14 protein-coding genes are annotated in these 12,289 nt (G+C 33.5%); 3 read left to right on the plus strand and 11 right to left on the minus strand.

Annotation, left to right across the window (positions count from 1 at the left end):
• Positions 1-40: 40 nt before the first annotated feature.
• From ABXT06_RS02490 to ABXT06_RS02500, 3 genes are all read right to left on the minus strand, one after another.
• Positions 41-484: a hypothetical protein gene (locus ABXT06_RS02490; RefSeq protein WP_354589316.1), complete on the minus strand. Its 444-nt coding sequence runs from the start codon at positions 482-484 to the stop codon at positions 41-43.
• An 82-nt stretch (positions 485-566) separates the two neighbouring features.
• Positions 567-1,967, minus strand: a complete 1,401-nt coding sequence (locus ABXT06_RS02495) for an anthranilate synthase component I family protein (protein WP_354589317.1) — start codon at positions 1,965-1,967, stop codon at positions 567-569.
• A gap of 299 nt (positions 1,968-2,266) precedes the next feature.
• Positions 2,267-3,547 carry a beta-helix domain-containing protein gene (locus ABXT06_RS02500; RefSeq protein WP_354589318.1) on the minus strand — a complete coding sequence of 427 codons (1,281 nt, stop codon included), beginning with the start codon at positions 3,545-3,547 and terminating at the stop codon, positions 2,267-2,269.
• A 228-nt stretch (positions 3,548-3,775) separates the two neighbouring features.
• Between ABXT06_RS02500 and ABXT06_RS02505 the strand changes: the two genes are divergently transcribed.
• Together ABXT06_RS02505 and ABXT06_RS02510 are read left to right on the plus strand one after the other, a co-directional pair.
• A complete protein-coding gene (locus tag ABXT06_RS02505; RefSeq protein WP_354589319.1) occupies positions 3,776-4,012 on the plus strand; it encodes a hypothetical protein in 237 nt (78 codons plus the stop codon).
• Positions 4,003-4,326: a type II toxin-antitoxin system RelE/ParE family toxin gene (locus ABXT06_RS02510; protein ID WP_354589320.1), complete on the plus strand. Its 324-nt coding sequence runs from the start codon at positions 4,003-4,005 to the stop codon at positions 4,324-4,326. The genes ABXT06_RS02505 and ABXT06_RS02510 overlap by 10 nt, the downstream gene beginning before the upstream one ends.
• Before the next feature lie 66 nt (positions 4,327-4,392).
• Here ABXT06_RS02510 and ABXT06_RS02515 read toward each other — a convergent pair whose 3' ends face one another.
• The 8 genes from ABXT06_RS02515 to ABXT06_RS02550 all read right to left on the minus strand — a co-directional run bounded on the left by ABXT06_RS02515 (position 4,393) and on the right by ABXT06_RS02550 (position 11,406).
• Positions 4,393-4,959, minus strand: coding sequence for a YceI family protein (locus ABXT06_RS02515; protein ID WP_343707964.1), 567 nt, complete (start codon positions 4,957-4,959; stop codon positions 4,393-4,395).
• 41 nt (positions 4,960-5,000) lie between these two features.
• The gene (locus tag ABXT06_RS02520; protein ID WP_354589321.1) at positions 5,001-5,633 is read right to left on the minus strand and encodes an NAD(P)H-dependent oxidoreductase; all 633 of its coding nucleotides are present in this window, start codon (positions 5,631-5,633) and stop codon (positions 5,001-5,003) included.
• A gap of 15 nt (positions 5,634-5,648) precedes the next feature.
• Positions 5,649-6,107: a MarR family winged helix-turn-helix transcriptional regulator gene (locus tag ABXT06_RS02525; RefSeq protein WP_198856630.1), complete on the minus strand. Its 459-nt coding sequence runs from the start codon at positions 6,105-6,107 to the stop codon at positions 5,649-5,651.
• Positions 6,108-6,396: 289 nt separating this feature from the next.
• Positions 6,397-7,974 carry a glycerol-3-phosphate dehydrogenase/oxidase gene (locus ABXT06_RS02530; RefSeq protein WP_354589322.1) on the minus strand — a complete coding sequence of 526 codons (1,578 nt, stop codon included), beginning with the start codon at positions 7,972-7,974 and terminating at the stop codon, positions 6,397-6,399.
• A 310-nt stretch (positions 7,975-8,284) separates the two neighbouring features.
• Positions 8,285-8,803, minus strand: a complete 519-nt coding sequence (locus ABXT06_RS02535) for a GNAT family N-acetyltransferase (RefSeq protein WP_354589323.1) — start codon at positions 8,801-8,803, stop codon at positions 8,285-8,287.
• Between the two features lie 3 nt (positions 8,804-8,806).
• Positions 8,807-9,283, minus strand: coding sequence for a DUF6691 family protein (locus ABXT06_RS02540; protein WP_091133477.1), 477 nt, complete (start codon positions 9,281-9,283; stop codon positions 8,807-8,809).
• Between the two features lie 10 nt (positions 9,284-9,293).
• Positions 9,294-9,863: a YeeE/YedE family protein gene (locus ABXT06_RS02545; protein WP_354589324.1), complete on the minus strand. Its 570-nt coding sequence runs from the start codon at positions 9,861-9,863 to the stop codon at positions 9,294-9,296.
• A gap of 127 nt (positions 9,864-9,990) precedes the next feature.
• On the minus strand, positions 9,991-11,406 hold the full coding sequence (locus tag ABXT06_RS02550; RefSeq protein ID WP_354589325.1) for an MBL fold metallo-hydrolase: 1,416 nt from the start codon (positions 11,404-11,406) through the stop codon (positions 9,991-9,993).
• Between the two features lie 203 nt (positions 11,407-11,609).
• Here ABXT06_RS02550 and ABXT06_RS02555 point away from each other — a divergent pair, with 203 nt between their 5' ends.
• A complete protein-coding gene (locus ABXT06_RS02555; RefSeq protein ID WP_354589326.1) occupies positions 11,610-12,200 on the plus strand; it encodes an HD domain-containing protein in 591 nt (196 codons plus the stop codon).
• The last annotated feature ends 89 nt before the right edge of the window (positions 12,201-12,289 follow it).

A 12,289-nucleotide genomic window follows, 5' to 3' on the forward strand; every position in this document is an offset into this window, starting at 1 on the left:
AACGTGAAACTTGAAACTTTAAACCTGAAACCAAATTTTCTTATTTCTCTCGAACGTATTTCTCTACGATAACACGATCTACTCCTAATTTTTCTACTTTTTCTATTCCTTTTTGAATTAGAGTGTCGTTTTGAACTTTCACTACAAATTCAAATTTGTTGTCTTCCCAATCGCGGTTGTTGAAAAACTCTAAATGCTCTGTATAAATACTGTCTTTTAAAGTATATTTTCCGCCTCCGCCAAAGAATAATGCCGCTGTTGTATCTTTTCCGTGTTTTAAATCATGATTAAAAAAAGCAAAATGTGTATCGTTAATAATTTTAATCATTTTTGTTTTTGAATTGAAAGTTGAAAAAGTCGAATCTTTCTCAGTCGTTTCTGCTGATATAAGACGCCAGGTTCCTTCAATCGGATTTTGTTTTTTTTCTGAATTGCAAGAAGTCAGAGTAATGATTAAAACTAAAATTGTTACTGCTTTTTTCATAGTTTGTGGTTTTTATGGTTTGTTTTTTAATTGTTTCAAGTTTAAGGTTTCACGTTATGCGACTGATAACCGCGACTGAATACTAAATATTTTCTGCCATTTCTAGTGCTGTATTTAATGCTCTTAATTTATTGTAAACTTCCTGCATTTCACTTTCTTCATCAGAGCTTGCTACAATTCCAGCTCCTGCCTGACAATGCAATTGATGGTTTTTAGAAAGGAAAGTTCGAATCATAATGGCGTGATTAAAGTTTCCGTCAAAATCCATAACACCAATTGCGCCTCCGTAGAAGTTACGATTTGTTTTTTCGCATTCTTCAATTAATTGCATGGCTCTGTGTTTTGGAGCACCGCTTAAAGTTCCCGCTGGAAAAGTATCAGCTACGACTTGCATGGTTGTTGCTTTATCGTGTAAATGCCCTGTCACTTTAGAAACTAAGTGAATTACGTGAGAGAAAAACTGAACTTCTCTATATTTTTCTACATTTACATCGTGACCGTTTCTGCTTAAATCATTTCTAGCTAAGTCAACCAACATAACATGTTCGCTGTTTTCTTTTTTATCTTCAGAAAGTTCTTTTGCTAAAAGCGCATCACGTTCGTCGTTTCCGGTTCTTTTGAAAGTTCCTGCAATTGGGTGAATTTCAGCTTTTCTGTTTTTTACGATAATTTGAGCTTCTGGAGAAGAACCAAATATTTTGAAATCGCCATAATCAAAAAAGAATAAATAGGGAGAAGGGTTAATGCTTCTTAAAGCTCTATACACATTAAATTCGTCTCCTTTGAAACCTTGAGTAAATCGACGTGATAAAACCAATTGAAAAACATCTCCGCGGTAACAATGTTTTTTGGCTAAAGCTACATTTGTTTTAAATTCTTCATCTGTTAAGTTTGAAAATCCTTCTCCTTCTTTTGAAAATTTATAAGAAGCAATATTTCTTGATTGCAATAATTGCTCGATTTCTACAATATTATTTTTGTTATCTACGCTGTGGCAAAAAATATAAGCTTCGTTTTTGAAGTGATTAATTGCAATAATGTTTTGATAAACAGCATAAAAAACATCTGGAATTGAAGTCGCATTGTCTTTTTTTGCAATTGAAACTTTTTCGAAGTAACGAACGGCATCATAAGAAATGTAGCCAAATAATCCGTTGTTGATGAATTTAAAATCGTTTTTTTCTGCTTTAAACTGACTTGAAAATTCTTGAATTACCTGAGGGATATTTGTTGAAGCATCGATAGCTATTTTTTCTGAAGTTCCATCAGGAAAAGTTTTTGAGATAACTTCATTTTCGATTTTTATAGTAGCGATCGGATTACAGCAGATGTAAGAGAAACTGTTGTCATTTCCGTGATAATCACTACTTTCCAATAATAAACTGTTTGGGAATTTATCTCTGATTTTGAAATAAATACTTACTGGCGTAACCGTATCTGCCAGAATTTGTTTGTAATGTGTATTAAGAATAAAAGGTTTCAAAATATATAGTTTTATGTTGTTCGATAATTTGTTTTCAATTGGATCAAAAAAAAAGGGCTTGTCGTGATGACAAGCCCTTTATATTTTATATTTTTTTACAATACCATAGGAAGCTTCGTTCACGACGTCTGACGTAAATTGCTCCACCACCAAGTATTGTTTAAAATTGTTCTCATTTCTTTATTTTGATATGGCAAAGATATAAATGTAATTTTAATTAGAGTACATAAAATTTGAAAAAAATCTTTTCGAATCTGTAAAATTTGTTAAATTTTAATTTAAAATCCTTCTGTAACTCCTTAATTTCCACTTGCTATCGTGTTGTTTACATTTAATCTAAAATCTGGATTTCCTTTGATATTTGGAATCGAAAATAACTCGTTCAATTTCATTTTAGTATATTCTATTCCAAAAGCTGGATTGCCATAATAGTTTTTTATGCCCGGAGTATTGCTGCCAGATTCACTTTCGATTTCACCTGTACAATTGTTTGCCACAACATTTTTGAAGCTAATTTTAGATAAATTGGCTTCACCGTTTCCGATATTCCCTTCCAATAAAATAAAAGGAGCAAAGCCCGAAACCACACTATTAGTTAAGTTGAAAAATGTATTTTCTTTAATGTAAGCAGACTCTCTAACCAAACCTTGATTATTTTCCTCTAAATTAACCAATGTAATGTTGCTAGCATTTATTTTAGTCATCTTTTTGGTCATATCTGTAGAAGCAACTTTTTCATATGAATCTACTTCAAAACATCTTGATCCTGAAATATCTGAAGAAAATGGATGACGAATTGCAATACTGTTTGAGATATTAATTTGAGCACCTTGCGTAAAATCAAAATCATCGTCGGTTGTTCTGTATGATACTAAATTGCTTAAATTCAAATCTCCGCCATAACATTCAAAAGAATCATCATTTGAGTAACTAATTTGGACATGGCTAATAGTAGTTTTTCTTCCAACACCAGCAAGAGAAAGGCCGTTTAATTCTTTAGAAGCACTTAATTTTCTTCCAGCATATTCGATTCTCACATATTTCATAATCCCTGAATTATCTTCTGGATCTTGTCCTCCGTAATGATTTAAAGTTGGATCTAAATCAAAAGGTAAAGTGTGAATTCCTCCTAAAGAATTTATAGGAGCTTTTCCTAAAACTATAATTCCACCCCAGTCACCTGGTTTTCTGTTATTTATTTCATTTTCTGATGTAAAAATAATTGGGTCAGTTTCAAGACCTTCTGCCATAATTTTTGCGCCATTAGTGATAACAAGAGTTCCGCAGGTTTTATCATCGCCACGGATAACAGTTCCGGGTTCGATAGTTAAAGTAGCATTATTGGTAACATACACAACGCCAACTAAATGGTAGATGTTGCGTTTCGTTAATCTTGTGTCTTTATCGATTGTTCCTGCAATTATGTTTGTTGCTTCGCCATAGTCATTGCCAGCAGGTTTAAAACTCGTCCAGTTGGTCATCCAGTTAGAAGTGCCAATAATTCCTTTTGGCTGTTGCTGAGCCTGTGCGAAAAAGCTGATAATGAAGATTGTACATGCAATATGTAATTTTGTTTTCATAACTATGATTTTAATTTCTAGTTTTTGATTTTTTTAATTGTCCCAAAAATAGAAGCCGTATGTTAATCAAAGTCCTGATGCTTATTACGAAAGCGTTACTATAGTATTAAGAATGTTAAGTTTTTGAAAAGAGTTAAAGCCTTTTTTTATTGTAAAAGTCTATTTTAAAATTATTTGCAATTAAATTTCATTTAAAGATAATTTGTAACTTTGATAAAAATAAAAAAAATGGATTTAGATACTCGAAAAGTGATTTTTATTAGAGACTTTCTTAAACTTGAAAGTGAGAAGGCAATTTCTCAGTTTGAAAAATTGTTAAAAAAAGAAATTAAAGAAGATTTAGAATTAAAACCAATGTCTATCGCTGAATTTCATAAAAGAATTGATGACTCTTTAGATGATTCTAAAAATGAAAGAATGACAGATGTTGATGAGTTAATTTCTGAGATTGAGAAATGGAGTTGAAAATTTATTGGACTGATTTTGCTAAAACTGAATTAAAAAAGATTTTTGATTATTATAAGAAAGAAGCAAGCCTAACTGTTGCGAAAAAGATTGTACTTGGGATTACCAAAGAAACTCTAAAATTAAAACCAAAGCCAACAAATGCAATAGGACAAAGAGAAGAACTTTTAGAAAGCTACTCTGAAGAAATACGATATTTGGTCTACAAAAATTATAAAATTATTTATTGGATTAATTTAAAGAGAAATTCAATTGAAATTTTGGATGTTTTTGATACAAGACAAAATCCAATAAAAATTAAAAGAAGTACTTAAAAATAAACCCCAACAGTATAAAACTGCTGGGGTTTATTGTATTTCTGAATTAGTAAGACTTAAATATTAGAATTTTAAAGCTACAGCCAATTCGAATTCGTCATTGATAGTTTTATCTCCTAAACCGTCGAAGAAACTACCTGAACCATATTTAATGTCATATTTAGTTCTGTCAACTTTGAAAGCAGTTGTAGCAGTGTTTCCTTTTACAGTGATATCAAAAGTTACAGGTTTAGTGATTCCTTTGATAGTTAAGTCTGCAGTTACAGTGTAAACGTCAGCAGATTTTGCACCGATAGTTTTGAAAACTAATTTTGAAGTTGGGAATTTGTCAGTTCCGAAGAAATCGTCAGCTTTTAAGTGACCGTTTAATTTTCCTTGGTACTCTCCAGTTAAATCTGTAGAAGTTAATGAAGTCATGTCAACTGTAAAGTTACCACCAGCTAATTTTTTTCCTTTGAAAATAACAGCTCCATCTTTGAAGTTTACAGTTCCAGAGTGTTCTCCAGTTACTTTTTTTCCTACCCATTTAATAGTAGATGCTTTTACGTCGATTTTTTTAGTTTGAGCGTTTACTGAGATTCCAGCTGCTGCTACGAATAATGCTATTGCAATAGTTTTTAAATTTTTCATGTTTTTAAAATTAAATTTGAATTTGATTAATAAATAATTAATTATATAGTGATAAATAATTCCTCGTGTGATTTTCTAACTTTTTTCTGGTGCTGAGATTTGTCGTCGTCATGTCTGTAACCTACAGTTGCAATAACTGAAGCATTTAAACCTAATTTATCGAAACCTAAGATTTCATTAAACTGAGCTGCGTTAAAACCTTCCATAGGAGTAGCATCAATTTTTAAATCGGCAGCTGCATTTAACAAGTTTCCTAAAGCTAAATACGTTTGTTTTGCAGTCCAGATATGTTTTGCATCTTCAGATAAATTTGCAATAACATTTTTCATCATGTCGCTAAATCCGCCTAAAGCTTCTGCAGGAACACCTCTTACTTCGCTGATATTGTTGATGTATTTGTCAACAGAACCTGCATCAAGTTTTAAGTCATTTGCAAAAATGAATAGGTGAGAAGCGTCTGTAATTTGAGTTTGTCCCCAAGCTGCACCTTTTAATTTTTCTCTTAATTCTGGATTTTCAACAAGAATAACTTTATAAGGTTGTAATCCGTATGAAGAAGCACTTAATCTAACGGCTTCTTTTAATGTATTTAAATCAGCATCTGATATCTTTTTTGAAGCATCAAATTGTTTGGTTGCGTATCTCCAATTTTGATTTTCTAAGAAATTGCTCATAGTTTATATTATTTTTTATTTGTTGGTTCTATATTTTTCTAATAATTGATTCAGGAAAACCAGTTCTTCTGGTTTTAAATTGTTTGCAAACGTTTGCTCATGCTCATCTACTTTAGGATCTAATTCTTTTAAAACATCCAGTCCTTTTTGCGTAATCGAAACTTCAATTTTTCTTCGATTATCAGGACAAACATTTCGAGTTACAAAATCCTTCAATAATAATTTGTCAACCAAACGTGTTGTATTACTTGTTTTAGCAAGCATTCGTTCTTGTATCACGCACATATTAGCAGGCTTTCCTTTTTGTCCTCTTAATATACGTAACACATTATACTGTTCTCCAGATAAATCATACGGTTTGATCAACTCGTTGAAATGATCCTGAATCACATTTTGCGTGTACATGATATTCAGAATAACTTTTTTCGCATTATCCATCTTAACCGTACTCTTAATAACCTCTTCAATTGTCATAGTCGTAAGTGTATAATTTGTATATACAAATGTATAACTTTTAATAGTTGTATATACAAGTGTTGTGTTAATTTTTTGTTAATCTGTTTAGGCGCACTTTTCTAAAGAACTGAATTGATGGTTTTATACAATAAAATTAAACTAATTTATTATTGTTAACACATTGGTATATTGATATTTAATAATTTTTTAAAATCAAAAGATAATTTTGCTTGAAAAACAATTATGCAGCAGTTTTTGTAAGATAATTTTAAGCTGAAAGATTCTCAAAATTAGCTAGATTTGCCTTTTATTGGAATTCGGATAGCAGAAACCCTTTCGCAATTTGCTTGAAATTGGCAACTTCATTGTTTATCCAAGCTTCATCATGACCAAGTTCTTTGGCAATTACTCTAGCTGTTTTCTCCGAAACTTCAATTGCAGCTTTGGCATCTAAGAACAATAACCGAACTCGTCTCGCCAAAATATCATCCACAGTTCTTGCCATTTCGTAGCGAATTGCCCAAACGACTTCTGCCATTGTAAATTCGTGATTTGGATGCAGTTTTTCTTTTAATGCCGGTTCGCTTTCTTGCAACTCGATTATTTTTGCAATATCAGTACCATATATATAGAAGTGATTTTCTCTATCAAGTGAAGTAGTAGGTTGGCTTCCGTGAATAGGAAGATGTTCTGTTGTACAGGTTCTTTTTGGTAGTTTGCCTGTTTTGATGGCTTTGTCAATTATATCTTCAGCAATTTTTCGGTAAGTGGTCCATTTTCCTCCAGTAATCGTAATAAGGCCAGTTTCTGAAACTATAATTTTATGGCTTCTAGAAACTTCTTTGGTGCTTTTACCTTCTTCTTTAGGTGCAGCCAAAGGGCGTAATCCTGCAAAAACAGCTAATACATCTTTTCTTTCGGGTTTTTTGGCTAGGAATCGCTGGGCTGTTTCAAGTACAAATTGAATTTCGCTTTCTAAAGCAATTGGTTCTAAACTTTGTTTCTTTATTAAAGTATCAGTCGTACCAACTACAACACGATTATGCCAAGGAACTGCAAATAAAACTCTTCCATCTTTTGTTTTCGGAATCATTAAGGCATGATCTCCAGGCAGAAATGATTTATCAAAAACCAAATGAATTCCCTGACTCGGAACAATATATTTTTTGTAAACGTTATCATTGAGCTTCATGATGGCATTTGTAAAAACTCCTGTAGCATTTATAATGGCAGAACCTTTTAAGTCGTATTTAATTCCGCTTTCTTGATCCTGAACCTGAACTCCGATTACTTGATTGTTATTATCCTTTAATAAATTAACAACCTTAGTATAATTTAAAATACAAGCTCCGTTTTCTACCGCGGTTTGAGCAAGATTGACAGCAAGACGAGAATCGTCAAATTGTCCATCGTGATAAATCACGCCATTTACCAAACCATTTTCTTCTACGTTAGGAAGCATTTCAATAGTTCTCTTTTTCGAAAGATATTTTGAACTTCCCAAACTCAGACCGCCAGATAAAAGATCATAAATTTTTAATCCGATGGTATAAAAGTAACCGCTTAACCAATGATAATTCGGAATAATAAAAGATTGATTTTTTACCAAATGACTTGCATTTTGTGCCAATAAGCCTCGTTCTTTTAATGCTTCTCTAACTAAATGTACATCTCCTTGCGCCAAATAGCGTACTCCGCCATGAACCAGTTTAGTGCTTCGGCTGGAAGTTCCTTTTGCGAAATCAACAGCTTCAAATAAAATGGTTTTGTAACCGCGACTTGCCGCATCAATTGCAGTTCCTAGTCCGCTTGCACCTCCGCCAATAATTATTACGTCCCAATTTTCTGTATTTTGTAGTTTTAATAACTGCTCTGAGCGATTCATATTTTTTTACGGGACTTTTTGTTTAAAGCAAACTTAACGAAATGAAATTAAAAATTGATGAAGAAATATTCCGTAGGAATATCTGATCGGTAGTAGAAAAAAAATATCGTTGTGTATTGTGTCCTGTAGGGACACCTGTTTATGATGTATTTGTAAATCAATCAAACGTTCCTACGGAACGTAAAAATGGAATCCAAATTCAATTCTACTACCAATGAGACATTCCTACGGAATGAATTGCTTCTTAAAAAAAACAAAACCCGACAGATTCATAGAACCAGTCGGGTTATTAATTTTATATATTGTTTATTTAGATCAATCGTTTTTCAAATGCTTTTCTTGCAGAGCCTCTAAAATAGACTTCTCCGCAATACGTATATTTTAATCTATCTAAAATTTTCAACATCGGAGTATTATCGAAGTTTGTGTCTACTTTTATACTGTAAATTTTATTTTCGACAGATAAACCTTCGATGCTTTCAAATAGTTTTGTTGCAATCCCTTTTCCTTTTGCCAATTTCGAAACGGCTACACGATGCACAACAGTATAATCGTCATCGGTAAGCCATTTGCCTTCGATATTTTCGTAAGCAGGTTCATTGTCAAAAATAATTGCCGCATAAGCTAGAATCGATTCGTCTTCTGTAAAAACATATCCGTAACCATTTTCGATATCGCTTTTAATAGAAAGCTCGTTCGGATAGCCATCTTGCCACTGCGTGCTTCCGTCTAATCGTCTTTGTTCAATTGCATCTTGAAGGATTTCCCAGATTTGAGGTATTTCTGAAAGATTTGCTTTTCTTAGAGATGGCTTTTCTGTTGTATTCATTTTTTAATGAGGCAATTTATCTTTAATCAAACCATAAACCCAAGTTCCAGCAATTGCACTAACTAAAGTAACTACAATTACAGTTGCGCCAGTTCCAATTTGAGCAAAAAGCGGACCTGGACAAGCTCCTGTGATGGCCCATCCGAAACCGAATAACAATCCGCCATAGATTTGTCCTTTATTGAAAGTCTTTGGCTGGATTTCGATTTTTTCGCCATCAAGGGTTTTGATGTTGAATTTTTTAATCAATTGAACTGAGATCAATCCAACTGCAACAGCGCATCCAATCACGCCATACATGTGAAATGATTCCAGATTGAACATTTCTTGAATACGGAACCAGCTGATGATTTCTGCTTTTACGAATACAATTCCGAAAAAGATTCCAACGATTAAATATTTTAAGTTTCCTATTGCAGTTTCTTTTTTCTGGCTTGCGTTGATTCCTTCGCCGTCGATATTTTTATTTTCTAAACTCATTTTTGAAATTTTAAAGTGAAAGAATATAAGGTAAAATCAAAAGTGCCATTACAAAACCGCCAATCATAAAACAGATTGTAGCTACCAAAGATGGCCATTGTAAGTTTGATAATCCCATAATCGCATGACCGCTCGTACATCCGCCGGCATAACGAGTTCCGAAACCTACTAAGAATCCGCCAACCACAATCATGATAAATCCGCGAAGCGTTAATAAACTTTCCCAAGAAAATAATTGTGCAGGAACCAAACCGCTATGATCTGTGATTCCGTAAGTCGCTAATTTCTCTGATAATTCAGGAGCAATTTCCACCGGATTAGGATTCGAAAGAAAATGAGTAGCAATAAAACCTCCGAAGAATATTCCAAGAACAAAGAATAAATTCCAGCTTTCTTTTTTCCAGTCGTATTTAAAAAATGAAATATTTGCAGGAATACAAGCCGCACAAATATGACGAAGTGAAGAACTAATCCCGAAAGATTTATTTCCGATAATTAATAAAATTGGAACAGTTAATCCAATCAAAGGGCCTGCAACGTACCAAGGCCATGGTTCTCTTATTATTTCTAATAAACTCATTTGCTAGTTTTTTTGCCACAGATTTCACAGATTAAAAGGATTTTTTTCTTTGTAATCTGTCAATCTGCTAGCTAATTATATATTAAATTTATAATCTGTGTTAATCATTTTAATCTGTGGCAAAAATCTAATTGAGAGTTTTGCTTTGGCATACGAAATCTGATTTTGGCACATTAGTTTTAGAAATTGCTCCAAAACCGCCTTCAACTTCAGAGAAATTTCTGAAACCTCTTGCTTGAAGTATAGAAGCTGCAATCATACTTCTGTAACCACCAGCACAATGTAAATAAAAATGCTCATTTGGATTAATGTCTTTTACCCAGTCATTTATATAAGCCAAAGGTTTGCTGTAAGCATCATCTATATGTTCTGCTGCGTATTCTGTTTCTTTACGAATATCGACAACTTTATCTTCTCCGAATTTAAACTCGTTTGCAAACTGTTCTGCAGTGATTCTATTTACAGTGTCAATTTCAAAACCTGCATTTTGCCAAGCTTCAAAACCGCCTTCTAGATGTCCGATAATCGTGTCAAAACCAACACGGCTTAAACGAGTTACGGTTTCTTCTTCCATTCCCGCTGCAGTAACCAATATAATTGGCTGTTTTACATCGGCAATTAAAGTTCCAACCCACGGAGCAAAATCACCGTTGATTCCGATATTGATAGACTGCGGAATAAATCCTTTGCTGAAATCTGCTGCGCTTCTTGTATCTAAAATTAAAGCGCCAGTTTCTTCGGCTACAGCTTCAAATTCTTTTACGTTTATGGCTCTCATTCCGTTGTTTAGAACTGTTTCAAAGCTTTCGTAACCGCCTTTATTCATAGCCACGTTCATGCTGAAATAAGCAGGAGGAGGCAATAAACCATCCGTTACTTCTTTGATAAACTCTTCTTCGGTCATATTGGCGCGCAAAGCATAATTGGTAGCTTTTTGGTTTCCAATAGTCGAAACCGTTTCTTTGCTCATGTTTTTTCCGCAAGCGCTTCCAGCACCGTGTGCAGGATAAACAATCACGTCATCAGCCAAAGTCATGATTTTATCTCTTAACGAATGAAATAAAATTCCAGCCAATTGATCTTGTGTCATTCCAGCTGCTTTTTGAGCTAAATCAGGACGTCCGACATCACCAATAAATAAAGTGTCGCCAGAGAAAATCGCATGGTCTTTTCCGTTTTCATCAATTAATAAAAAAGTACTGCTTTCCATTGTATGACCTGGAGTGTGTAAAACTTTAATTGTCACTTTTCCGATTTTGAATTCCTGTCCGTCTTTTGCAGAAATGCAATCAAATTCGCAAGCAGCATTTGGTCCGTAAACAATTGGAGCTCCTGTTTCTTTGCTTAAATCAACGTGGCCAGAAACGAAATCGGCGTGAAAATGCGTTTCAAAAATGTATTTCAGTTTCACTCCGTCGCGCTCTAAACGATCCAGATAAGGCTGAATTTCTCTAAGCGGATCAATAATGGCCGCTTCGCCATTTGAAGTGATATAATATGCACCTTGAGCGAGGCATCCGGTGTAAATTTGTTCTATTTTCATGATAGGTATTGTAAAATGATGGGTTACAAAGGTAACTTTGTTTTTTAAAAAAATAGGTGACTAATGTTACAGAAATTAGGTTTTTGTGTAAAAAAATGTGGTGTTTGTGATATTCAGTTGAGATAAATTAATTTTAAGTTGAGCAATTACGCTTTAAGCTTTAATTTTGCATATGACGAATGTCATTTCAAAACAAAAATAAAATGAACACACAACAATTATTTGATCAAATTGCTTTTATAAAAGAAATTGATAAAGTAAAATACATTCAGCGCAAGACAAAATTATTCAACAGCGACCGATGCGAAAATGATGCAGAACACAGCTGGCATTTGGCTTTAATGGCAATTGTTTTAGCAGAACATTCCAACGAACCAATTGATGTTTTGAAAGTCGTGAAAATGGTTTTGATACACGATATCGTTGAAATTGATGCGGGAGACGTTTTTATTTACGATACTGTAAAAAATCATTCGAACACAGATGAAGAACGTTTGGCCGCAAACAGAATCTTTGGTTTGCTTCCTGAAAAACAAAAAGAAGAATTTATCGCCATTTGGGAAGAATTTGAAGCAGGAGAAACCAACGAAGCTAAATTTGCAAAATCTATGGACAGACTTGAACCGTTATTGCAAAACACATCTAACAATGGCGGAACTTGGAAAGAGTTTGGAGTAAAATACTATAAAGTTTACGAGAAGAAAAGCGTTATCAAGGAAGGCTCAAAATCAATCTGGAATTATGCCGAAGGTTTGATTAATGAAAGTGTAGAAAAAGGGATTTTGGAGAAATAATCAATAAAAGCCACGCAATCAAAATCAAACATAGCCTGCGGTTTCAACCGCAGGAAACGTATCGGATATGCATTGTGTCCCCGTGGTTG

Source organism: Flavobacterium sp. UW10123 (assembly GCF_040538975.1).
Lineage (GTDB): Bacteria > Bacteroidota > Bacteroidia > Flavobacteriales > Flavobacteriaceae > Flavobacterium.

Coding starts and splice junctions, on each gene's coding strand:
- ABXT06_RS02545 (WP_354589324.1), bottom strand. CDS start 9,863: ATGAGTTTATTAGAAATAATAAGAGAACCATGGCCTTGGTACGTTGCA.
- ABXT06_RS02490 (WP_354589316.1), bottom strand. CDS start 484: ATGAAAAAAGCAGTAACAATTTTAGTTTTAATCATTACTCTGACTTCT.
- ABXT06_RS02555 (WP_354589326.1), top strand. CDS start 11,610: ATGAACACACAACAATTATTTGATCAAATTGCTTTTATAAAAGAAATT.
- ABXT06_RS02530 (WP_354589322.1), bottom strand. CDS start 7,974: ATGAATCGCTCAGAGCAGTTATTAAAACTACAAAATACAGAAAATTGG.
- ABXT06_RS02505 (WP_354589319.1), top strand. CDS start 3,776: ATGGATTTAGATACTCGAAAAGTGATTTTTATTAGAGACTTTCTTAAA.
- ABXT06_RS02535 (WP_354589323.1), bottom strand. CDS start 8,803: ATGAATACAACAGAAAAGCCATCTCTAAGAAAAGCAAATCTTTCAGAA.
- ABXT06_RS02550 (WP_354589325.1), bottom strand. CDS start 11,406: ATGAAAATAGAACAAATTTACACCGGATGCCTCGCTCAAGGTGCATAT.
- ABXT06_RS02510 (WP_354589320.1), top strand. CDS start 4,003: ATGGAGTTGAAAATTTATTGGACTGATTTTGCTAAAACTGAATTAAAA.
- ABXT06_RS02515 (WP_343707964.1), bottom strand. CDS start 4,959: ATGAAAAATTTAAAAACTATTGCAATAGCATTATTCGTAGCAGCAGCT.
- ABXT06_RS02520 (WP_354589321.1), bottom strand. CDS start 5,633: ATGAGCAATTTCTTAGAAAATCAAAATTGGAGATACGCAACCAAACAA.
- ABXT06_RS02500 (WP_354589318.1), bottom strand. CDS start 3,547: ATGAAAACAAAATTACATATTGCATGTACAATCTTCATTATCAGCTTT.
- ABXT06_RS02525 (WP_198856630.1), bottom strand. CDS start 6,107: ATGACAATTGAAGAGGTTATTAAGAGTACGGTTAAGATGGATAATGCG.
- ABXT06_RS02540 (WP_091133477.1), bottom strand. CDS start 9,283: ATGAGTTTAGAAAATAAAAATATCGACGGCGAAGGAATCAACGCAAGC.